Source organism: Porphyrobacter sp. GA68, from assembly GCF_022605525.1.
Taxonomy (GTDB): Bacteria; Pseudomonadota; Alphaproteobacteria; order Sphingomonadales; family Sphingomonadaceae; genus Qipengyuania_B.
This window is the reverse complement of sequence record NZ_JAKQYJ010000001.1, coordinates 1,015,646-1,037,101: the sequence shown is the minus strand read 5'-3', so window position 1 is coordinate 1,037,101 and position 21,456 is coordinate 1,015,646. Positions and strand designations below refer to the sequence as shown.

Annotated in this window: 20 protein-coding genes, 1 tRNA gene and 1 other annotated feature; of the genes, 13 read left to right on the top strand and 8 right to left on the bottom strand. The window is 65.6% G+C overall.

Features of this window, described 5'->3' with window-relative positions; all coding sequences use genetic code 11:
- Positions 1 to 24: 24 nt before the first annotated feature.
- From LHJ54_RS05110 to LHJ54_RS05100, 3 genes are all read left to right on the top strand, one after another.
- Positions 25 to 99 (top strand) — tRNA-Val (locus tag LHJ54_RS05110).
- Positions 100 to 274: 175 nt separating this feature from the next.
- Positions 275 to 328: a sequence feature (sul1 is cis-regulatory element that is thought to sense ions involved in sulfur or methionine metabolism; They are found in Alphaproteobacteria), on the top strand.
- Positions 329 to 419: 91 nt separating this feature from the next.
- The gene (locus LHJ54_RS05105; RefSeq protein WP_228242843.1) at positions 420 to 1,904 is read left to right on the top strand and encodes a SulP family inorganic anion transporter; all 1,485 of its coding nucleotides are present in this window, start codon (positions 420 to 422) and stop codon (positions 1,902 to 1,904) included.
- Positions 1,904 to 2,770, top strand: a complete 867-nt coding sequence (locus LHJ54_RS05100; RefSeq protein WP_228242842.1) for a universal stress protein — start codon at positions 1,904 to 1,906, stop codon at positions 2,768 to 2,770. Before LHJ54_RS05105 ends, LHJ54_RS05100 begins: the two co-directional genes overlap by 1 nt.
- A 148-nt stretch (positions 2,771 to 2,918) precedes the next feature.
- Here the strand turns inward: LHJ54_RS05100 and LHJ54_RS05095 are convergent, their stop codons facing one another.
- From LHJ54_RS05095 to LHJ54_RS05085, 3 genes are read right to left on the bottom strand one after another with little or no spacing between them, the layout of a single operon-like run.
- Positions 2,919 to 3,119, bottom strand: a complete 201-nt coding sequence (locus LHJ54_RS05095; protein WP_228242841.1) for a hypothetical protein — start codon at positions 3,117 to 3,119, stop codon at positions 2,919 to 2,921.
- Positions 3,116 to 3,388: a hypothetical protein gene (locus LHJ54_RS05090; protein WP_228242840.1), complete on the bottom strand. Its 273-nt coding sequence runs from the start codon at positions 3,386 to 3,388 to the stop codon at positions 3,116 to 3,118. Before LHJ54_RS05090 ends, LHJ54_RS05095 begins: the two co-directional genes overlap by 4 nt.
- Positions 3,389 to 4,693, bottom strand: a complete 1,305-nt coding sequence (locus LHJ54_RS05085; protein ID WP_228242839.1) for a sulfotransferase — start codon at positions 4,691 to 4,693, stop codon at positions 3,389 to 3,391.
- Between the two features lie 135 nt (positions 4,694 to 4,828).
- On the opposite strand from LHJ54_RS05085, the gene serS reads away from it, so the two are divergent.
- From serS to LHJ54_RS05070, 3 genes are read left to right on the top strand one after another with little or no spacing between them, the layout of a single operon-like run.
- On the top strand, positions 4,829 to 6,109 hold the full coding sequence (gene serS / locus LHJ54_RS05080; RefSeq protein WP_228242838.1) for a serine--tRNA ligase: 1,281 nt from the start codon (positions 4,829 to 4,831) through the stop codon (positions 6,107 to 6,109).
- Between the two features lie 35 nt (positions 6,110 to 6,144).
- Positions 6,145 to 6,912, top strand: a complete 768-nt coding sequence (gene surE / locus LHJ54_RS05075; protein WP_228242837.1) for a 5'/3'-nucleotidase SurE — start codon at positions 6,145 to 6,147, stop codon at positions 6,910 to 6,912.
- Complete coding sequence (locus tag LHJ54_RS05070) at positions 6,909 to 7,994, top strand: TrkA family potassium uptake protein (protein WP_228242836.1); 1,086 nt, start codon at positions 6,909 to 6,911, stop codon at positions 7,992 to 7,994. Before surE ends, LHJ54_RS05070 begins: the two co-directional genes overlap by 4 nt.
- 11 nt (positions 7,995 to 8,005) lie before the next feature.
- On the opposite strand, the gene LHJ54_RS05065 is transcribed toward LHJ54_RS05070, so the two are convergent.
- The gene (locus LHJ54_RS05065; protein ID WP_228242835.1) at positions 8,006 to 8,371 is read right to left on the bottom strand and encodes a DUF1761 domain-containing protein; all 366 of its coding nucleotides are present in this window, start codon (positions 8,369 to 8,371) and stop codon (positions 8,006 to 8,008) included.
- Positions 8,372 to 8,429: 58 nt separating this feature from the next.
- Here LHJ54_RS05065 and rimO point away from each other — a divergent pair, with 58 nt between their 5' ends.
- The 7 genes from rimO to eda all read left to right on the top strand — a co-directional run bounded on the left by rimO (position 8,430) and on the right by eda (position 16,183).
- Positions 8,430 to 9,812, top strand: coding sequence for a 30S ribosomal protein S12 methylthiotransferase RimO (gene rimO / locus LHJ54_RS05060; protein ID WP_228242834.1), 1,383 nt, complete (start codon positions 8,430 to 8,432; stop codon positions 9,810 to 9,812).
- Complete coding sequence (locus LHJ54_RS05055; RefSeq protein ID WP_228242833.1) at positions 9,812 to 10,228, top strand: secondary thiamine-phosphate synthase enzyme YjbQ; 417 nt, start codon at positions 9,812 to 9,814, stop codon at positions 10,226 to 10,228. Before rimO ends, LHJ54_RS05055 begins: the two co-directional genes overlap by 1 nt.
- Before the next feature lie 81 nt (positions 10,229 to 10,309).
- Complete coding sequence (locus tag LHJ54_RS05050; protein ID WP_228242832.1) at positions 10,310 to 11,113, top strand: transglutaminase family protein; 804 nt, start codon at positions 10,310 to 10,312, stop codon at positions 11,111 to 11,113.
- A gap of 48 nt (positions 11,114 to 11,161) precedes the next feature.
- Entirely contained in the window at positions 11,162 to 12,646 is a 1,485-nt protein-coding gene (gene zwf, locus LHJ54_RS05045; RefSeq protein ID WP_373457053.1) for a glucose-6-phosphate dehydrogenase, read from the top strand.
- Positions 12,647 to 12,742: 96 nt separating this feature from the next.
- Positions 12,743 to 14,554, top strand: coding sequence for a phosphogluconate dehydratase (gene edd, locus LHJ54_RS05040; protein WP_228242830.1), 1,812 nt, complete (start codon positions 12,743 to 12,745; stop codon positions 14,552 to 14,554).
- Between the two features lie 28 nt (positions 14,555 to 14,582).
- Positions 14,583 to 15,563, top strand: a complete 981-nt coding sequence (locus LHJ54_RS05035) for a glucokinase (protein WP_228242829.1) — start codon at positions 14,583 to 14,585, stop codon at positions 15,561 to 15,563.
- A complete protein-coding gene (gene eda, locus LHJ54_RS05030) occupies positions 15,563 to 16,183 on the top strand; it encodes a bifunctional 4-hydroxy-2-oxoglutarate aldolase/2-dehydro-3-deoxy-phosphogluconate aldolase (RefSeq protein WP_228242828.1) in 621 nt (206 codons plus the stop codon). Before LHJ54_RS05035 ends, eda begins: the two co-directional genes overlap by 1 nt.
- Before the next feature lie 23 nt (positions 16,184 to 16,206).
- Here eda and tilS read toward each other — a convergent pair whose 3' ends face one another.
- From tilS to ptsP, 4 genes are all read right to left on the bottom strand, one after another.
- A complete protein-coding gene (tilS, locus tag LHJ54_RS05025; RefSeq protein ID WP_228242827.1) occupies positions 16,207 to 17,073 on the bottom strand; it encodes a tRNA lysidine(34) synthetase TilS in 867 nt (288 codons plus the stop codon).
- 88 nt (positions 17,074 to 17,161) lie between these two features.
- Positions 17,162 to 18,133: a tol-pal system YbgF family protein gene (locus LHJ54_RS05020; protein WP_228242826.1), complete on the bottom strand. Its 972-nt coding sequence runs from the start codon at positions 18,131 to 18,133 to the stop codon at positions 17,162 to 17,164.
- Between the two features lie 67 nt (positions 18,134 to 18,200).
- Positions 18,201 to 19,055 carry a helix-turn-helix domain-containing protein gene (locus tag LHJ54_RS05015; protein WP_228242825.1) on the bottom strand — a complete coding sequence of 285 codons (855 nt, stop codon included), beginning with the start codon at positions 19,053 to 19,055 and terminating at the stop codon, positions 18,201 to 18,203.
- A gap of 128 nt (positions 19,056 to 19,183) precedes the next feature.
- Entirely contained in the window at positions 19,184 to 21,451 is a 2,268-nt protein-coding gene (gene ptsP, locus LHJ54_RS05010; RefSeq protein ID WP_228242824.1) for a phosphoenolpyruvate--protein phosphotransferase, read from the bottom strand.
- Between the last annotated feature and the right edge of the window lie 5 nt (positions 21,452 to 21,456).

Here is a 21,456-nt window from a genome sequence, read left to right as displayed (position 1 = left end):
GCCTTCGTGGTGCCTTTAGCGGACGGGCGCGTAGCTCAGTGGTAGAGCACACCCTTCACACGGGTGGGGTCGCAGGTTCAATCCCTGCCGCGCCCACCATCTTTTAACCGTCGGTAGCCAAGCCAATCTTGGCGCCTCTTTGGCGCAGGGCCGAATTCCCTCTGCTGGCTTGCATGCGGTTGACGCGCAGCAGATAGAATTTGCTGATGACGCCGATTGACGTCGGCCTCGCGGTTGCAACATTGCTGTGTGGGCGCTATGGCGCCACTCGTTCATCGGACCCGGCTCTGCCGGGTGGCTCGGCCCGGCGCCTATCCCCGGGACAACCTTTCACACCGGCATGCCGCTGCCACCATGGATAGCGGCAGAACTGCGAGCCAGAGAGCCGTGCCGGAAGTGTGCCTCAGGTTAGTTTTTACATGTTCGATATTGCCGCGCTGAAGCGCGAGTGGCTTTCCAACCCCCGGCGGGATGTCCTTGCAGGCATTGTAGTCGCCCTGGCGCTTATACCCGAAGCCATCGGCTTCTCCATCATCGCCGGTGTTGATCCCAGGGTCGGTCTCTACGCATCGTTTTCTATCGCCGTCATCATCTCTCTGGTGGGTGGACGGCCAGGCATGATTTCGGCGGCTACTGCAGCCATCGCCGTGCTCGTGGTTCCCCTGATAGGAACTTACGGGGTCGAATATCTGTTCGCCGCAACAATCCTGATGGGCGTAATCCAGATCATCGCTGGGTTCCTGCGCCTGCACCTGCTGATGCAGTATGTATCGCGGTCGGTCATTACCGGCTTCGTCAATGCCTTGGCCATACTGATCTTCATCGCGCAGTTGCCGGAGCTGATAGGGGTGCCGGCGGTGACTTACGCGCTGGTGGCGGCGGGCCTGTTCGTCATCTACCTTCTTCCTCGCCTGACCCGGGCTGTTCCATCCCCTCTCGTCGCCATCGCGGTTCTGACCGCCTTTGTGTACTACATGGGCACGGATGTCCGCACGGTTGGCGACATGGGCGAACTGCCATCCTCACTGCCTTCGTTCCTCATCCCCGACGTACCGTTTACCCTCGAAACCTTGCAGATCATTCTGCCCTACTCGGCCACGATGGCCGCTGTCGGCCTGCTCGAGTCCATGCTGACGGCGCAGATCGTTGATGACCTGACCGATACCGGTTCCGACAAACAGCGGGAGATGAAGGGGCAAGGCATAGCCAACTTCTTCACCGGCTTTCTGGGCGGGATGGGCGGCTGCGCCATGATCGGCCAATCGGTCATCAACGTCAAATCAGGCGGAGAGACGCGGCTGTCGACCTTCGTGTCGGGCGTCTTCCTCCTGTTCCTGCTGCTGGTTCTCGGGCCTTTGGTGGCGATCATCCCGATGGCCTCCCTAGTGGCGGTCATGATCATGGTGTCGATCGGCACCTTCTCGTGGCGATCCATCCGGGACATCCGCTACAACCCTTGGCAATCCTCGGTGGTGATGATCGTCACGGTGGTAGTGGTGGTCTGGACCCACGATCTCGCCCAGGGCGTGTTGGCGGGTGTCATTCTGTCGGGCCTGTTCTTCGCCAGCAAGGTCAAGCGGCTTTTCACCGTCGACAGCGAGTTGTCGGCCGACGGTCGCACGCGAACCTACCGCTTGGAGGGCCAGGTGTTTTTCGCCTCGTCCAATCGCTTCGTTGAAGCCTTCGACTTCAAGGAAGTGCTGGACCGTGTAGTGATCGACGTCAGCCGCGCGCATTTCTGGGACATCTCGGCGGTGGGGACGCTCGACAAGGCGATTCTGAAGTTTCGCCGCGAGGGTGCAATGGTGGAAATTGTCGGCCTGAATGATGCCAGTGCGACCATGATCGAGCGGTACGCCATCCACGACAAACCCGGCGCGGCAGCGCAACTAGGAGGACACTGATGGAAGCTCAGGTAACGCAAAACGTCCTCGCGGCAATCGACGCCTCGGCCTACGCCACCAGCGTCTGCGGCTATGCCGGATGGGCGGCTCGCCGATTGTCTCTGCCGGTGGAGCTGCTGCATGTGGTTCAGCGGCAGGATCCGATCGCCGCCCGTAAGGATTTGTCGGGCGCCATTGGGCTGGGCGTCAAAAGCGAGCTGATGGAAGAACTCGTACGGCTATCCGAAGAAGGTAGCCGAACCGAGATCGAGAAGGGGCGCGTGCTTCTTGCCGCGGGCGAGCAGCTGTTGCGCGAAGCAGGCGTTGCCCAGGTCACCGCGCTGCACCGGCACGGTGGTGTGGTTGAAACCATCCTCGAACGGGAGGCTGAGGCACGGGTAATTGTAATGGGGAAGCGAGGGGTAGGCCACGAATACGCCTCCGGCCAGATCGGTTCCATGGTCGAGAGAGTGGTTCGCGCCAGCAGCAAGCCGGTGTTGGTTGTCCCTCGCGAATACACCGAACCTCGGCATATCGTTATCGCCTATGACGCCAGCCCTGCTGCGGAACGCGCGCTGGAGCGTCTCAGCAACTCACCGCTGTTCGACGGATTGCCGGTAACAATCGTGATGGCAGAAGCGGAAGGAGAGGCCCAACGCGCGCAACTCGCCAACGCGCAATCGGCCTTTGCTGCGCATCGCGAAGTGACTGTGGTGATGCAGGACGGCAAGGCGGAGCAGGTAATCCCAGCGGTGGTCGCATCGACCGCACCTTCACTGCTGCTGATGGGCGCCTATGGCCATTCGGCAATTCGCCGCCTGATCATTGGCAGTACAACCACAGAGATGGTGCGCACGGTGCATGCGCCGATCCTGATGGTGAGGTAGGTTGTCCACCTAGGTGATCCGCTAAAGCGGAGGCGAGGCGCAGCCGCCACGAGGGCTAGGCTGTCGCCGCCTTACGCGGGTGATCGCAACGCGCGCCCGGCAATCTGGCGCGGTAAGCGTAACGCGGGGCCGCCTTTTGGCCCCCCGGTCAAAAGCGCTTGCCGCTCTTTTCTCCAAGCTTCTTGGCGGCGTAGCCACCTGCCGCCAGCGCCAGCATAGCGGGCAAGCTCACGCGGCGCAGCACTGCTGGCGCGATGAAGCCGATTGCCGCGCCGGCCGGTCCGCCTATGCCGCGCGTGTTCTTGGCCACCTGATTGCCGATCGCCGCGGTGATTATCTTGCCGATCATTCGGGTATCTCCTTTTGCCCGACACAACCCGTCATGCTGGTCGAAGTTCCTTGGCGTGCCGCGCGGCTGCGGGCCGCCTCGCGCGAAAAGCTGCGCGGCGCGTCAAACCAGTCCCCGGTGGCGTGGATGATCAAATCGCCCGGCGCGATGTCCCCCAGGGCGTGGCGATCCCAATCCGCATGCGTGAAGTCAGGCGGTCCGAAGACCCGCTCGGCATTGGCCCAGCGCTGCGGATCACGGAATCCGACGAAGTGGATCAGCGCCGGCAATCAGCCTTTACCTGCCCTGCGGCCAGCAAGGCCGGCGCTATGCGCACTGCTTGTCAGCGGCACATTGAAAGCGTTGATATAGTCGCCCATCCGCTCGCGCACCGCCGCCGCTTCAAGACCGAACTGGTCCAGGGCATAATCGTGTGGGCGTCGCTTCAACGCTCGCACGGCCAGGAGATATTGCTCCATCGCCGGGATCGCGGGCGCCATGTTCAGGTCGAGAAAGCGGTAGATGCTGGCCATGGTGCCGCGCCAGTCGCCCTCCACATCCTCGTACTGTATGTCGATCGCACGCCCGGGCGGAACACTGACGCGCGCGGCCCGCATCCGGTCAATCTGCTGCTCGGTCTTGCGCAGCCATTCCCGGCCGACAGCGCCCGGTTCGACATGGTCGGAATAGATGATGGTCTGGTTCCAGGCGAGGGAAGCGGCGCTGCCAACCACGGCGGCCGGATCGCGGTGCGTGAAGATGATCCGGGCGTCGGGAAACACGTTCAGCAGCGCAGGCAGGTCCAGCATGTGCTGCGGCGTCTTGAGGATCCACGGCTTGAGCGACGAGGCCTGCTGCGACCATCCGACCAGCCGCAGGAGGTTTGCCATGTGGCGATATGCCGGCGTCGCATCCTCTCCCTCGCACCACCGGCCGTAGCCGGGCACCTGCCACTGCGCCTCGTGCTTCATGCCCCAGAAGCTTGCCGCCAGCAGGCCAAGCTCCTCCTCGGGCTGGTATGGGCCGGTGGGATGAATGGACAACGTGCGTGGGTTGGCGAGACGAGCGACCCGCATGATACGCTTCGCCAGAACCGGCCGGAAATCGACTGCACGGCCAGCCAGCACCTCCTCGAAGTCGGGCCGCGGCACGGGGCTGATGGTTTCGAAGCCGCGCAGATATGTGAACCTGTGGTCGCTGGCGAGAAGGCGTTGCAGACGGGTGGTGCCCGATCGCATCGGACCCACGATCACAACGGGACGCTTGATCGGCCGCGCGAGAATTTCGGGATGCCGGTCGAACCACATCTGTGCCAGCAGCCGGTCGCGCAGCAGGTGGTGAAACTGCTTGGCTGCGGCGAACTCTCCGGCCGCGTTCAGCCGCGCCTCTTCCCGCACTGAATCCAGCAGGACATCCAGTGGACGTTCAAACCACGTATCGCCAAAGTCGTCGAGGCCGGTCGCGGCACAAGCATCCTCCAGCAGCGCCGCTTTCTCCAGCCGGGGCGCAGCGACCGCCCCCACCGCCTGACCTGTCCGAAGTCCCAGGTTCAGCGCGTCGATGAACCGGGTGCGACGTGGCGGCGGTGCTGGCACGATGGCTGGTATCCTGTTCTCGTTGGGCAGCTGTGGCTAAGTTGCTGCCTCGGGCTGCGCAACATTGCTTTGGCCTCTGTCTCCAAGCTGAACCCTCTGGCCAATGCAGCAACCACGCGGCATAGGCTTCAGCCCATGCACGATCTCGCCTTCATCCGCCGCAATCCCGAAGCGTTCGATGCAGGCCTGCTCAGGCGCGGGGCCGAACCTGCGGCCGAGCGGATCACCGCGCTGGACGCCGAACGGCGGGAACGCCAGACGGCAATGCAGGACGCCCAGAACCGGCGCAACGAAGCGTCGCGCATCATCGGTCAGGCCATGCGGTCCGGCGACACGGCTCAGGCGGAGGAGTTGAAGGAGGAAGTGGCGCTCCTCAAGGACCGGATGGCGGACATCGAGCGGGAAGAACGCGCGACCGGCGAGCGGCTTGACGCGCTGCTTGCCAGTCTGCCGAACCTGCCCGCCGAAGATGTTCCGGCGGGCGCGGACGAAACCGGCAACCGCCAGCTCGGCGAATGGGGCGAACGCCGCCAGTTCGCGTTCCAGCCGCGGGAACATGCCGATCTGGGTCCGGCGCTTGGCCTCGACTTCGAAACCGGCGCGGCCATGTCCGGCGCGCGCTTCACCTTTCTTCGCGGACAGATGGCGCGGCTGCACCGGGCGCTGGGGCAATTCATGCTCGACCGGCAGGTGGGCCGCCACGGCTATACGGAATGCGCGCCCCCGTTGCTGGTACGTGACGACGCGCTGTTCGGCACTGGCCAGTTGCCGAAATTCACAGACGACAATTTCCGCACCACCGATGGGCGTTGGCTGATCCCCACGGCCGAAGTATCGCTCACCAACTCGGTTCGGGGGCAGATCCTTGAAGCTGGCTGCCTGCCACTGCGCCTCACCGCGCTGACGCCCTGCTTTCGCTCCGAAGCCGGGGCGGCGGGCAAGGACACGCGCGGATTCATCCGGCAACACCAGTTCGAGAAAGTGGAGCTGGTTTCAATCGTGCGGCCTGAAGACAGCGAGGCGGAGCATGAACGGATGACCTTTGCCGCTGAGGACATCCTTCAGACGCTGAACCTGCCATACCGCCGTATGCTGCTATGCGCGGGTGACATGGGTTTCACGGCGCGCAAGACTTATGACCTGGAGGTGTGGCTCCCGGGGCAGAACGCCTATCGCGAGATCAGTTCGTGTTCCAACTGCGGTGATTTTCAGGCGCGGCGAATGAATGCCCGCTACCGGCCCGAAGGAGAGAAAAAGACGGCGTTCGTCCATACTCTCAACGGATCCGGGCTGGCCGTTGGCCGGACGCTGGTGGCGGTTCTGGAAAATTACCAGCGGGAGGACGGCGGCGTTGATCTGCCGGAGGTCCTGTGGGATTACACCGGCGGCCTGCGCCATCTCGAGCCCGCGCGCTGAACCGATGATGCCGGGCGAGGCAAAGGATACCTGACTTGCGCATCCTTCTCACCAATGATGACGGCATCCATGCTCCCGGGCTCGCAGTGATGGAAGAGATTGCCGCCGCCTTCAGTGACGATGTCTGGGTCTGCGCTCCGGCAGAAGAGCAGTCGGGCATGGGTCATGCCCTCACGCTGTCTGCACCCGTCCGTCTGCGCAAACATGGGGAGCGGCGCTTTTCCGTCACCGGCACGCCCACCGATGCGGTGAATCTGGGGCTGCGCAAGGTAATGCCGCAGATGCCCGACGTCATTTTGTCAGGGGTCAACCGCGGCGCCAACCTGGGCGACGATGTCACCTATTCGGGAACGGTGTCAGCTGCCATCGAAGGCGCGCTGGCGGGCGTCCGCGCCATTGCGCTGAGCCAGGTTCTCACCAGCGATAGCCGCAATGGTGGAACCGAGACATTCGCCGCCGCCCGCGCGTGGGGCGCACGGGTGCTCGGCCCGCTGCTCGATACGCCCCTGCCTGACCGCACCCTCATCAATGTGAACTTCCCGCCGATGGCGGGGGATGAGGTGCGCGGCATCCGCCCGACGCGACAGGGCTTTCACGACTATGCCCGCGGGTCGGTCGTGGAAGGGCGTGATCCGCGCGGGCGGCCGTACTACTGGTTCGGCCTTGAGCCTATCGAGCAGACGCTGGATCACGGCACGGATCTGGAGGCGATCGACGATGGCTTTGTCTCCGTCACGCCGCTGCACCTCGACCTGACGCATTATTCGTCGCTGGGCGCGTTGGCGGACCGTTACCAGCAATGAGCGGCGCCGCCCGTCGCGCCTACCGCCAGCGCCCCTCCCGCGCCCAGCTTCTCCATCAACCCCTTCGCCGGGCCACCCGGGTGCCGGTCTGGGGCGACCTGTTCATCCGCATCGGCCTGGCAATCGCGCTTATCATGGTCGTGGTGGTGATCCACTGGTGGGACCGTGACGGGCTGGTCGACAATTACGACGGCGAGGTAAGCTTCACCGACGTCATCTACTTCACCATGATTTCTGTTACCACAACCGGGTTCGGCGACATTGCGCCGGTCAGCGATTCGGCACGGATGGTGGAGGCGGTGATCGTGACGCCGATCCGCTTTGCCGTCTTCTTCATCTTTGTCGGAACCGCCTACAACTTCATCATCAGGCGCAGCTGGGAGAAATGGCGCATGGCCCGCATCCAGGAACAGCTCGAGGATCATATCGTCGTGCTCGGCTACGGCGTCTCCGGCTCCCAGGCGGTCGAGGAATTGATCGAGCGGGGCGTGGAAGCACGTTGCATCGTCGTCATCGATCCGGGCGAGGACCGCCTGGCCGAGGCGGAACGGCTGGGCTGCAACGTGATGCTGGGCGATGCCAGCCGCGACGACACCTTGCGCGCGGTCAGGATCGACACGGCGCGCAACGTCCTGGTGTCGGCCGGGCGCGACGACACCTCGATCCTGATCGTTCTCACGGTGCGCCATCTTGCGCCTGATGTACCGATCAGCGTGGTGGTGAGAGCCGCCGACAACGAACTGCTGGCACGTCAGGCGGGCGCCAACAACGTGATCAACCCGGTCCGCTTCACCGGCCTTCTGCTGGCGGGCAGCGCGCGGGGGGAGCACATCGCCGAATACCTGTCGGACCTCGCCTCGGTCGGGGGGCGGGTGCAGCTGGTCGAACGGCCCGTCAGGCGCGACGAGGTCGGCCGCTCCATCGCCGATCTGCAATCGCGGGGAGTTGGCCTGCGCATTTACCGCAACGGTGTGGCCATGGGGTTCTGGGAGGCGGGATGCCAGTCGCTGCAGGAAGGGGATGTCATTGTCGAGATTGTCGCCACCACCAACGGCCTGCCTGAAGGGGATCGATCGGCCTAGCGGGTAACGCATCAGAGCAAGGCGAATACTCCGCCCATCGCCAGATAAGCGGCGAGCCAGTAGCCGCAGTCGTGCAGTGTTTCTGCGATAGCCCTGTCGCGACGCACTCCAGTGATGAACAAGGCGGGTCCGATGAACGTCAGCGCCAACCCTCCTGACATCATGAAGTACAGCCACGGCTTCACGTCCAGCGTCGCTTCTCCGACGCGGGCGAACATGTGCCCCAGCATCGCAGCGCTGACGAACAGCAGCAATGCGGCGAGAAAGTGGAGCCAGTACGGCGGGCGCGGCGTCGCCTTGCGTCCGTAGAACAGCGTGGCCAGGCCGGCCGCAACCAGCCAGGCGAGCATCACCGCAATCCAGTTGACTGGTCCCATTGCCGCCCCATCTAGTGCCCCGCGCCCTTTTCTGTTAGGGGGCGGCCCCACCCCAGCCATGAACAAACCCGCGACCCTTATCCCCGCCGCCAAAAAGGTCGGCATGGTCAGCCTCGGCTGTCCCAAGAACCTCGTCGATTCCGAGCGTATTCTGACGCGCCTGCGCGCCGATGGCTACGCCATGAGCGCTGATTATGCCGGTGCCGACGTGGTGCTGGTGAACACCTGCGGCTTCCTCGACAGCGCCAAGGAAGAAAGCCTGCAGGCCATTGGCGAAGCGATCGCGGAAAACGGCCGCGTGATCGTGACGGGGTGCATGGGCGAAGAAGCGGATGCCATTCGCGCTGCCCACCCCGCAGTGCTGGCGGTAACCGGCGCGCACCAATACGAACAGGTGGTGGAAGCCGTGCGACAGGCCGCTCCGCCGTCGCAGGGTCCGTTTGTCGATCTCGTGCCGCAACCGTCCGACGTAGATCTCAAGCTGACGCCGCGGCACTACAGCTATTTGAAGATTTCCGAAGGCTGCAATCACTCCTGCGCGTTCTGCATCATCCCGCAGTTGCGTGGGCGCCTCGCCAGCAGGCGGGTCGACGCCGTCTTGCGCGAGGCGGAAAAACTGCTGGCGGCGGGCACGCGCGAATTGCTGGTGATCAGCCAGGACACCTCGGCCTACGGCGTCGATGTGCGGCACGAAGCGCGTGCGTGGCATGGCCGCGAGGTGCGCGCGCACATGACCGATCTGACGCGGGAATTGGGACAGTTGCGCACGCCGGAGGGAACTGCGCCGTGGGTCCGGTTGCACTATGTGTATCCGTACCCGCACGTCGATCAGGTCATTTCCCTGATGGGTGAAGGGGCTCTGACGCCTTATCTCGACATTCCCTTCCAGCATGCCGCTCCGGCGGTTCTCAAGCGGATGAAGCGGCCAGCAAACGAGGCCAGGGTGCTGGAACGGCTGAAATCCTGGCGCGCCATCTGTCCGGACATCGCGGTCCGCTCCAGCTTCGTGGTCGGTTTTCCCGGCGAAACGGAAGACGATTTCCGCTATCTCCTCGACTGGCTGGAAGAAGCGCAGCTCGACCGGGTCGGCGCCTTTCGGTTCGAACCCGTCGCCGGGGCCGCCGCCAATGCCCTGCCCGATCAGGTGCCCGAAGAGGTCAAGGAAGAACGTTACGCCCGGATAATGGAGGCGACCGCCCGGATCAGCGCGGCGAAGCTTCAGAGCAAGATCGGCCGCACCGTTCCGGTCATTATCGACGAGGTCGGCGAGCCTGACGTGGAGGGCGCGATCGGGGCCACCGGCCGCAGCCAGGCCGATGCGCCCGAGATAGACGGGCAAGTATTTCTACGCGACGTCTCGCCCAGGCTTGCCCAAGGGGACATCATCGATGTGATCGTGGAAGATGCCGACGCGCACGACCTCTATGGGGTGCCGGCCTGATGCGGCAGGCAAGCACCGTGCTGGTGTTTGCGACCAGTGGCCCCGCCCTGCTGGAAATTACCGGCGAGGTCGCCGAATGGCTGACCGGAACAGGCGTCGGCGACGGGCTGCTGACCCTTCTGTGCCGCCATACATCCGCCTCCCTCCTGATCACCGAGAACGCTTCCGGCGCGGTGCGGGGCGATATGCTGCGCTGGCTGGACCGCATGGCTCCGCGCGATGGCCGGTATGCCCATGACGACGAGGGCGCAGACGACATGCCCGCCCATCTGCGCAGCGCCCTTACCGGTGTCCACCTCGCCATTCCGGTCGGGGGCGGGCGGATGCAGCTGGGCACGTGGCAGGGCATCTTCCTGGCCGAACACCGCGACGCGCCACACCGGCGCGAAGTGGCCGCGCATGTGATCGGGGCTTGAACTGACCCCTGCCGGCCGGCCGCCGCAAACAACTCACGCCCGTCGTGAAACGCTCAGGGCGGCGAACCGTTAGGCGTGTCTATGCCCATTGAGATACGATCTTCCTTTGCGTTCCGCGCGCACGAGCCAACCGACGTCCTGCTCCAGTTCGAAGCGGCCGATATTCCGGAACAGAAAATCCTCCATCACCGGGTCAACCTGTCAGACGCGATACACAGGGCATCGGTGCCGGCGCAGGATGATATTGGCGAACGGATCTGGATCAGGGCGGAAGGCGAATTTGCGGTGGATTACAGCGCCACCGTCCAACCCCAAAGGCTGCTCGCGCAACTCGGCGACCTCGACCGCCTCCCGCCGCACAAGCTGCCCGGGGACGCGGTGCAGTACCTGTTCGACAGCCGCTACGTTGCCGCCGACAAGTTCCAGTCCTTCGTCGAGGCAGAGTTCGGAACGCTGAGCGGTGGCGAACGGGTGGTCGCGATGCGCGACTGGATCGCCGACAACTTCACCTATCAGGCAGGCACGTCGGATGCGACCACCGGAGCGGCTGACACGTTCATCCAACGGTGCGGTATCTGCCGCGACTTTGCCCATGTGATGATCGCGCTGGCCCGCGCGTCAGTCATACCGGCACGCTACGTCGCGTGCTACGCACCCGGCGTGGAACCGCCCGACTTTCATGCGGTGGCCGAAGTGTTCCTGCAGGATCCGACGACGCCGGGGGGTGGCGCCTGGCACATCGTGGACGCCACGGGCATGGCCGATCCGGTGCAGACGGTGAAGATCGGCGTGGGGCGTGATGCCGCCGATGTCAGCTTCCTGACCAGCTTCGGCGCGACGGAGTTCCTGCGCAGCCGCGTTTGCGTCAAGGTCGTGGATGAATAGGAATACGCACAGCCACGGCCGACCTTGTGCGCCCGGCCGGTTGATGGGATGAAGGAAGCCGCAGCTTCACGGAGAAACAGCTTGCCAGACACCAGCTTCACCGCCGACCGGCTCCTGTTGTTCGGTGCGACGGGTGATCTGGCGCAGCGTATGCTGCTTCCCTCGCTGTGCGCGCTCAACGCCGACCAGCTGCTCGCCCCCGATCTCAAGATCATCGGCACCGCACGCTCGAAGATGGGCGATGACGAGTTCCGGGCGTTAGCCCGCGACGCCCTCACCAAGCACTTGTCGGCCGAACGGCAGGGTGAAATCGCCGCCTTTCTCGAGCGCCTGTCGTACCAATCGCTCGATGCGACCACGCTGGAAGGGTATGAGGAGCTGGCGGGCAAGGTGGGCGACCGCAGCGATGGTCTCGCCATCTTCCTGTCCACGGCGCCCAGCCTGTTCGAAGCAACCATTAAGGGGCTGCGCCACGCAGGCTTGACGCAGGGCAAGGTGCGCATCGGACTGGAAAAGCCGCTCGGCACCGATCTGGCCTCTTCCAGAGAGATCAACGATGCAGTGGCCGCCGCCTTCCCGGAAGAGCGGATCTATCGCATCGATCATTACCTCGGCAAGGAAACGGTGCAGAACCTGCTCGCCCTGCGGTTCGCGAATATCCTGTTCGAACCCATCTGGAACGCGCGCTACATCGATCATGTCCAGATCACCGTGGCGGAAACCGTCGGGCTGGAAGATCGGGTCGCCTACTACAATGACGCCGGCGCCCTGCGCGACATGGTGCAGAACCACATGCTGCAACTCCTCGCCCTGGTCGCCATGGAGCCGCCGACCAGCTTCGATGCAACAGCGGTGCGCGATGAAAAGGTGAAGGTGCTGCGCGCCCTGCGGCCCGTGGCGGAAGGCGAAGTCGTCACCGGCCAGTACCGCGCCGGAGCTATCAACGGCGAGGCGGTGCCCGGCTATGACGAGGAACTGGGCAAGGAAAGCGACACCGAAACCTTCGTTGCGCTGAAAGCGGGCGTGGGCAACTGGCGGTGGAACGGGGTGCCGTTCTATCTGCGCACGGGCAAGCGGCTGCCCGAACGCGCCACCCAAATCGTGGTGCAGTTTCGTTCGATCCCGTTCTCCATCTTCGCGGGCCGGGGTGCCAGGACGCAGCCGAACCGGCTGGTTATCGGCATCCAGCCAGAGGAGAACATCCAGCTGTCGCTGATGGCAAAACAGCCGGGGCTGGACCGGGAAGGTATCCGCCTGCGCTCGGTGCCGCTCGATATTGCCATGCCGCACGCGTTTTCCGGCACGCGCCGGCGCATTGCGTACGAACGGCTGCTGCTCGACCTGGTGGAAGGCGACCAGACCCTGTTCGTGCGGCGGGACGAAGTGGAGGCGCAGTGGGACTGGATCGACCGCATCCGGGCCATGTGGTCGGACAGCGGCCTGCGGCCGCGCACCTACACCGCCGGCAGCTGGGGGCCGAGCGCGGCGATCGCCCTGGCGGAACGGGACGGGGTAAGCTGGCATGACGAGTAGAAGGTTCAGCCGCCGACCTGCGCAAGCGCAAACCCGCGTGGCCTCGCCGCGCGCAATGCCTCTGGCGCCAGGTGCGGCCAGGCTGAGGGAGGCCCAATGATGCTCAACGATGTGGTCCATCGCGTCACACGGCGCATCGTCGAGCGGTCGACGGACAGTCGCCGCCGCTATCTCGACCTCATGCAGCGCGAAGGTGACGGCCATGCCGAACGCATTGTTGCCCTGCCCTGTTCAAATCTGGCGCACGGTTTCGCCGCTGCCGAGCAGGACAAGGAGTCGATCGCCACGCGCGCCGGCCCGAACATCGGCATCGTGTCGGCCTACAACGACACCATCTCCTCGCACCAGCCGTTCGGTGCCTATCCCCCGCAACTCAAGATCTGGGCGCGCGAGGTTGGCGCAACGGCGCAGGTCGCGGGCTGCACCCCGGCCATGTGCGACGGCGTCACGCAGGGGCAGGAAGGGATGGAGCTGTCCCTGTTCAGCCGCGACGTGATCGCCCTTGCTACGGCGGTGTCCCTCAGCCACGCGATGTATGACGGCGTGGCAATGCTGGGCATGTGCGACAAGATCGTGCCGGGCCTGTTGATGGGCGGGTTGCGCTTTGGCCATCTGCCCACCTTGTTCTTCTCCGCCGGAGCCATGCCGACCGGCATTTCGAACAAGGAAAAGCAGCGCGTCCGCCAGTTGTATGCGGAAGGAAAGGTCACCCGCGCCGAACTGCTGGAAAGCGAGTCCGCTTCGTATCACGCGCCGGGAGTATGCACCTTCTATGGCACGGCCAATACGAACCAGATGATGCTGGACCTGATGGGGCTGACGCTGCCGGGCGCGGCATTCATCCAGCCCGGCACGCCGCTGCGGCAGGCGCTGACCCGGGCGAGCATGCACCGGCTGGCCGCGATCAGCCGACCCGGCAACGAACACCGCCCGCTGGCGCGGTGCGTTGATGAGAAGGCCGTGGTAAACGGGATCGTCGGTCTGCTGGCCACCGGCGGATCGACCAATCATGCGCTGCACATTCCCGCCATCGCGCGGGCAGCGGGTATCATCGTCGATTGGAGCGACATGGCGGAGCTCAGCAAGGCGGTGCCGCTGATCGCGCGGGTTTATCCCAATGGCGCAGGCGATGTGAACCATTTCCAGAATGCCGGCGGGCTCGGCTTCGTGGTCGGCGAATTGCTGGGGGCCGGGCTGGTTCACCGGGACGTCACCACGGTATGGGGTGACGACCTGTCTGCCTATGCGCAGGAACCTTGGCTTGATGCAGACGCGCTTGCCTGGCGCGATCCCGGACCCAGCGGGGATGACACGATCCTGCGCGGCGTTGCGGCGCCGTTCCAAGCCGATGGCGGAATGCGGCTGGTGCAAGGCAACCTTGGCCGGGCCTGCTTCAAGACGAGCGCGGTTGAACGCGAACGCTGGACGATGGAGGCACCGGCGCGAATATTCCACACCCAATCCGATGTCGCCAAGGCTTTCGCCGCCGGTGAACTGGATCGTGATGTGGTGGTGGTCGTCCGCTTTCAGGGTCCGCGCGCGAACGGAATGCCCGAACTGCACAAACTGACCCCGATCCTTGGCGTACTGCAGGACCGGGGACACCGAGTCGCGCTGGTCACGGACGGCCGGATGAGCGGGGCCAGCGGCAAGGTGCCCGCCGCCATCCACTGCACCCCCGAAGCGCTGGGCGGCGGCCCGCTGTCGCTGCTGCGCGACGGCGACCTGGTTCGGCTGCGTGGCGAAGAGGGCGTGCTGGAAACGACCGCAGACCTGACCGGTCGCGATCCGGCGGCGTATGTCGAAGATCAGACCGGTACGGGGCGCGAGCTGTTCGGCATGTTCCGCCGCCTTGCCGACGGCGCGGAACGGGGCGCAACGGCGATGCTGGCGGAGGGCGGGTTGTGAGGGCCGTCCTTTACGCACGGGACGCCCCGTGAACGAAGTCGTCGCAGTCGACATCGGCGGGACCAACGCCCGCTTCGCGCTGGCCCGCCGCGGCCGCGACGTGCAAATCGACCTTGGCGATCCCACCACCCTTGCGACCGTGGAGCACGCCACCTTTCAAAGCGCCTGGAATGAATACCGCGCGCAGCAGAACGGCCGGGTGCCCGGCGCCGTTGCCATCGCCGTAGCAGGACCGGTCGGAGGCGAGATCATCCGCTTCACCAACAACCCGTGGATCATCCGCCCGGCCCTGATAGCCGAAAAGCTGGGCGCCGACCGGCACACCATCGTCAATGATTTCGAAGCCGTGGCCCATGCGGTCGCCTGTCTGCCGACCGATCAGTTCCAGCATCTGACCGGCCCGGACCAGCCGTTCGCCGCGCAGGGCACCATCAGCGTTCTTGGCCCAGGCACCGGCCTCGGCGTCGCCCACCTCTGGCGCTCGGGCAAAGCCGACTACCACGTGCAAGCAACGGAGGGCGGCCACATCGACTTCGCTCCGCTCGATCAGATTGAGGACGCGATCCTTGCCCGCCTGCGCAAGCGCCACAACCGTGTCTCGGTCGAGCGGGTGGTCGCCGGACCCGCCATCTCCGACATTTACCAGACACTCGCAGCACTGGAAGGGCGCGCCATTGTGGAGGAAGACGATGTTGCGATCTGGCAAGCCGGCATGACGGGAAGCAACGGTCTCGCCGCCGCAGCGGTGGACCGCTTCTGCCTTTCGCTGGGCAGTGTGGCGGGCGACATCGCCCTGGCACAAGGGGGCTTTGCCGGCGTGGCCATCGCGGGCGGCCTGGGTTTTCGCCTCAGGAACCAGCTGCTGAAATCCGGTTTTGCCGAACGGTTCCGGGCCAAGGGCCGGTTCGAACATCTGATGCGCTCCATCCCGGTCAAGGTTGTCACTCACCCCCAACCGGGCCTGTACGGCGCGGCTGCCGCTTTTTTTCTCCAGCACGGAGACGGCTGATGCAGACCATCGAGAACATCATGACGCTGGCACCGGTAATCCCGGTGATAGTGGTGGATGATGCAAGCTATGCCGAACCGCTGGCCCAGGCGCTGGTGGCAGGTGGCTTGCGGGCGCTGGAGGTGACGCTGCGCACCCCCGTCGCGCTGGACGCGATCCGCGCCATGTCGCTCGTTGAGGGGGCTCTCGTTGGCGCGGGAACGGTGACGAACCAGCGCCAACTGGACGAGGCGCTGGACGCCGGTGCCCGGTTCATCGTCTCGCCCGGCCTGACGGAACCGCTGGGCAAGGCAGCACAGGCGCGGGGAGTGCCGTTTCTGCCCGGCGTGGCGACTGCGGGCGATATCATGCGCGGGCTGGATCTCGGGCTCAGCCATTTCAAGTTCTTTCCGGCAATGACCGCAGGCGGGCTGCCGGCGCTCAGGGCGCTGGCGGCGCCATTCGCCCAGGTCCGGTTCTGCCCCACCGGGGGGATTGGCCCCGAAAACGCGGCCGAATGGCTCGCTGAGCCAAGCGTGCTGTGCGTGGGGGGCAGCTGGGTCGCCCCGCGTGGCCGGGCGGACTGGGCCGAAGTGGAGCGGATCGCGCGCGAAGCGTACAGACTGAACCAGCGCGCCTGATCTGGGTCTCGGGCCGGCCTCACTCAGCCCGATCGCCGCTCGCCCTCTCGCCGCAGCAGCCAGACACCGTCGGCCACCACGGCGCGCACTCCGGCCAGAGTGCCTCCCCTGCCCTGCTCCAGCCCCGCGAGCAGGTCCGCCACCTGCGAGCCGCGCGGCTGTCCGCCAAAAGAGGCAATCGCCCGCTCCAGCAGCTTCAGGCGGATATAGCGTGGCCCGCCAGGATTGTAGCGCAGCACGTCTCGCTCGCGGGTCACATCCTCGCGCCAGCATTTTTCGACCCACCCGCTCAGCGCATCCTCCGCGTCCGCGAGGTGGCCAGCGGCGCGGGCAATGGCGGGGATGTCAAGCCAGTCGGCCGCAGCGAGCGAGCGTCGCAGACGGACACGGTCGAACCGGTCGCAGTGATTGGACGGATCGCGGACCGGTTCCACTCCCGCAGCTGCGCAAATCGCTTCCAGCTCGGCCTTGCGCCACCCCAGAATTGGTCGGACGAGCAGGCACTCGGCGGTCAGCGGGCGCGACAGGCGAACCCCCGCAAGGCCAGCGAGGCCACTGCCGCGGTTCAGCCGCATCAGCAGCGTTTCCGCCTGATCGTCGGCATGATGGGCAGTCGCCACGGCGTCCAGCCGTTCGCTGTCAGCCCATCGGCGCAAAGCGGCATAGCGTGCCAAGCGCGCCCCACTCTGCACATTGCCCGTCTCAACTTGCACGCCCAGCACCGTGCACGGGATCGAAAGCCTTGCGCAAAAGCCCGCGGCGACGTCCGCTTCGGCGGCGCTTTCCGGACGCAGGCGATGATCGACTGTTGCTGCAAGCACGCGGCCAGGCAAGGCTGCTTCGGCCAGCAGGGTCAGCGCCATGCTGTCAGGCCCGCCCGACAGCGCCACGCCCAGCCGGCCGCCTTCCGCCGATGCGGGCCAGGCCCGCGCCAGGTCGGCGCGGAACCGGTCGATCAGCTGCTGGTCGAGTGCCTGATCAATTGCATCTCACCTGTCGCCGCGCCGCTGCGTAGTCACCCTGCAGCCGCCCCGTTGCCAGCGCCGGGTATGTGTCGGCAAACTCGGCCAGCGCGATGCACGCGCGTTCCGTATCCCTGAGCGCGATCATCGCCTGCGCCAGACCCAGCAGGCTGTCGCCGGCGCGCGCCGCGTTCTTGTCGGCCTGGTAATTCTGCAGGAACCAGGCGGCCGCATCGCGCGGCTTGTTGTCCGCAAGATAGGCGCGCGCCAGCAGATTGCGGCCATAGGTTGCGCGCCAGTGCCGCGGGTTGGCGTTGACGAACATGGTCAGTTGCTGCTGCGCTTCGGGAAAAAACTTCGCTTCATACAGGCGGAAGCCGTAAACGTATTCGTCGTCCGGTGCGTCGTTCGTCGCTGGTTTGGTAATCGCCTGCACCGCGGCCAGCCGCTGCGCGCTGGGCGCCGTCGCGGCCGCTGTGGTCGCCGTGGGCGGAGCAGCGGCGCTGGCCGGAGGCGAGCCGCCGCCCATGGACGACAGATTACTGCCCACCGCTCCTTGCGGCGGCAGTTCCGCAGTCGGTGCCGCACGATTGGCCGCCTCGAGCGCCTCTATCCGCTCCGAGAGGGTTGCGACCGCATTCTGGTTCAGTTCGGTCTGTGCGGTCAGGTTCTGCATCTGCCGCTCCAGCGCGTCCAGCCGGGCAAGCACATCGGTCAACGCGCCCGCATTGGGTGTGCCGGCATTCTGCGCGGGCACAGCCGGGGTCGGTGCGGTGATCTCCGGCTCGAAGAAGCGGCTGTCGCCGCCCGGAAACACCCGGCGCTGCAAGGCACGGACCTCGGCCTCTACCTTGCGCAGCCGCGCGTCGGCATTATCCTGCGCGACTGCGGGAAAGGACGTGGTCACCAGCGCCACGCCAAGCAACCCTGCAGCCAGCCGGACCGGTGCGCGGTGCATTGCGGGACTGGGGTTTCTCTTCAACAGCATTGATCCTCCTGGTGTTAGCGCGGGCTAGCTGCCTTAAACCTGCTTTTGTGAAGCGAAGCTGTCCGCCTCAGTTGGTGGTCCCGGCGTTGTTCGCAGCGGACGCGGGTCTTGCCGCCGCGCCTGCGCCCTGCCGCGCGAGCAGCGCTTCGGCGGATATCGGAACATCGCGCATGATCCGCAGCTCTTCCGAAAGTTTGGGGACGGGCCGCCCGCCCACCGTGATGGCAAAGGCATCGGGCCGTCCGGTCCAGATCTGCGCTCCCTCCACATCCTGCGGCACCGCAAAGGTTTCGCCGCGGGCCATCTGCTTTTCCTGCAAACGCTGCCCGGCGCCATCGTAGAACCTGGCCCATACGCCGTCTTCCAGCGCGGTGAACACGACCTGCCCGCCGGCTGCCGGGGCGGGCGTTGCCTGGGGTGGCGGGAGGCGCACCGCCCCGCCCCCTGCCTCGCTTGCTGCCACCCGGCGCTCCTCGGTCAGCGGAGCGGGCGTCAAGCCGGGCGCGAAATAGCTGCGATAGAAGGCGAACATCCCGGTCAGCAGCAGGACCATGGCAAACAGTCCGAACCAGACGAGCCGCCGGGAGGGGACGCGTGCAGGGTCGCCCGGCTCGAACTTTTCCGGCCGTTCGGGGCGCGCAGGTCTGGCGGCGGCCACTTCCGCTCGCACCTGATCGACGATCAGGCGTTCGTCCAGGTTGAGGAAACGGGCATAGGAGCGGGAAAAGCCGACCGCATAGGTGGGTGCAGGCAACGCGTTGAAGTCGCCATTCTCGATCGAGGCCAGATGGCGTTCCGGCACGCGAGTCTGCTTGGCCACGTCGGCCAGAGCAAGGCCCCGCTCTTCCCGCGCACGGCGCAGCTGCTGCCCAACGCCTTCCTGTTCCACGACAGGTTCTTCCCCAAACTCTTCAAGCGCCATTTTTGCTGCCGTTGCGACCCCGATTGCAAACGTAAACTGTTCATGGCGATTGAACAGGCAAGGTGCGGACCCTGTCAAGCGAGAAGCTGCATTTCCGGGGGTTTCCCGCGCAATAAACCCGCTTCGCTCTATTCTGCCTCGATGTCGTGGGCGAGTGCCCAGGCGCCCAGCGCGGTCCGCATATCCTTGGGCGGGTCTGCCAGCCAGCGCTGCATCTGCGGCTGCAATTCGGTCAGATTGACCTTGCGCACCAGTTCCTTGACCGGCCCGATCGCTGCCGGAGTGATCGACAGGCGGGTGATGCCAAGACCCAGCAGCGCCAGCGCCTCCAGCCGCCGGCCGCCCATCTCGCCGCACACGGTCAGGTCGACCGGATAACCCCTCATGCTACCGACAACGCGCGCCAGGAACCGCAGGATCGCCGGGCTGAGCCAGTCGTACCGCTCCGCCAGCTTGGGGTTGGCCCGATCGGCGGCAAACAGGAACTGGGTGAGGTCATTGGTGCCCACCGAAATAAAGGCGATCCGCGGCAACAGCTGGTCCAGCACCTCGGCCAGCGCGGGCACCTCCAGCATCACGCCATAACGGACCGCCTCGGGCAGCCGGCGGCGGCGCGCGCGGATGTGCGCGAGCTGTTCCTCGAACACTGCCCGGGCTGCATCGAACTCCCACGGCTCGCTGACCATCGGGAACATCACATTGAGAGTGCGTCCCGCCGCCGCGTCCAGCAATGCGCGCGCCTGGACCTTGAGCAGGCCGTCGCGTTCCAGCGCGAGGCGCAGCGCGCGCCAGCCCAGCGCCGGATTCTCCTCGTCGCGCAAGGCATCCGATCGCAGATAAGGGACCGCCTTGTCCCCGCCGATGTCGACGGTGCGGAACACCACCGGCTTGTCGCCGGCCGCGTCCAGCACATCCCGGTACAGCCGCGTCTGCCGCTCGCGCTGCGGCAGGGTGGCGGACACCAGGAACTGGAACTCGGTCCGGAACAGCCCGATGCCATCGGCCCCGGTGAGCGCGAGGTTGGAGATATCATCGCGCAGACCCGCGTTCATCATGACTTCGATGCGGGTGCCATCGCGGGTGAACGGCTCCACGTCACGCAGCAGCGCATAGGATGCCTGTCGCTCGCGATAGGCGGCGTTCTTCACCTCGAATGCTTCGCGCATGGCCGGCGACGGCCGCAGGGTCACGGTCCCCTTGTTCCCGTCCAGCAGGATTTCGTCGCCATCGGCCACCCGCCCGCGCATCCCGCCCAGCCGGCCGATCACCGGGATGCTCATCGCCCGCGCGACGATGACCACATGCGCAGTCAGCGAGCCTTCTTCCAGCACCACGCCTTTCAACCGCCGCCGGTCGTATTCCAGCAGTTCAGCCGGGCCTAGGTTGCGGGCGACCAGGATGGTATCCTGCCGCAGCCCTTGGGTCGCGGCGGTGCCGAGCTGGCCGGAGACGATCCTGAGCAGGCGGTTGGACAGATCTTCCAGATCGTGCATTCGGTCCGCCAGCAACGGATCGTCGATTTCCCGCATGCGCATCCGGGTGCGCTGCTGCACCCGCTCGATCGCCGCTTCGGCTGTCAGGCCGCTGTCGATCGCCTCGTTGATCCGCCGCGACCAACCTTCGTCATAGGCGAACATCTTGTAGGTTTCGAGCACCTCGTCATGCTCTCCGCCGGTGCCGAATTCGACCTGGCTGGTCATCTGCTCGATCTGCTCGCGCATCCGGGCAAACGCCCGGTACACCCGCTGGCGTTCGGCTTCCACATCCTCCGCGACGAGTTGGTGGATGGTGACGCGCGGCTGGTGGAACACGACCTGGCCGCTGGCGAGCCCCTTGACCAGCACCAGCCCCCCCAGCACCTCGGGGGCCGCGTGACGCTCGGCGCCTGCCGCCTCCTCTCCGTCGACGAAGCCGGCGCTGGCAATCAGTTCAGACAAGACCATCGCCGTCGTCTGCAGCGCCTCGATCTCCACATCCTCGTACCGGCGCGGGTCCACGTGCTGCACGCACAGCACGCCCACCGTGCGTTCCCGGTGGATGACCGGGACGCCGGCGAAGGAATGAAACTTGTCTTCCCCCGTTTCGGGCCGGTACTGGAAGTTCACATGGGCGCGCGCCTGCGCCAGATTCAGCGTCTCGCCACTTTCCGCGATCGTGCCGGTCAACCCTTCGCCAACGGCCATGCGCGTGACGTGCACCGCGCTCTGGTTGAGGCCGCGGGTGGCGAACAGCTCAAGCATCCCGTCGCGCAGCAGGTAAAGCGAGCAAACCTCGCTGTCGAGGTTCTCCGCGACGATGCGCACCACCCGGTCGAGCTTGTCCTGCGGCGGCTCACGCGATGCCATCACCTCCAGCAGGTTGCGCAGGATCAGGCGGGCGGCGGCGGCGGCGGTCATGCCGG